Annotated in this window: 1 protein-coding gene; it reads right to left on the bottom strand. The window is 32.5% G+C overall.

Features of this window, described 5'->3' with window-relative positions:
- On the bottom strand, positions 1 to 537 hold a 537-nt coding region (locus KA878_RS13985), incomplete at its 3' end, for a phosphomevalonate kinase (protein ID WP_210142254.1).
- Positions 538 to 550: the final 13 nt, after the last annotated feature.

Below are 550 nucleotides of genomic sequence, written 5' to 3'. Positions count from 1 at the left end.
ACTATAGACTAACCAACCTGTATAAACACTTACTGCAATATCACCGCAAGAACTTAAACTTTGTAATTTCATATTAGCGATAACAGCTAATTTATAAATAAATAAATTTGATAATTGTAAGTTATAGAATTCGTTTAGAGCTTTGATAACAGATACTAATACGGCTGCACTAGAACCTAAACCATATTTATGACCGGATGCATCATCAAGGTTACTATCAATCGTTAAGTTATAATGTCTTAATGTGACATTGGAACTTTTAGCAAATTGTTCAAAGACTTCTATAGCTTGTGTAATATATTTAAGCTGATCTGCAGCATCATTATCAGAGATGATGATTTTGTCTTGTTCTCTTGTAAATGTAATCGGCTCATGATGTAAAGTCTTAGAATGGATAAATCCTGATGATGAATTCGTATCTTCAATTGTTGCTGTCACAAATCGATCAACTGCAATTAAGACAGATTTATATCCAGGCTCTGTTACTGCATATTCTCCAGCAATATACAGCTTTCCTGGCGCTTTGACTTGAATCATTATATCTCTTCCT

Source organism: Staphylococcus sp. GDY8P57P (assembly GCF_017892585.1).
GTDB classification, from domain to species: Bacteria; Bacillota; Bacilli; order Staphylococcales; family Staphylococcaceae; genus Staphylococcus; species Staphylococcus borealis.
Note: the sequence above shows the minus strand (reverse complement) of the source record. Positions and strands in the feature narration are given on the sequence as shown.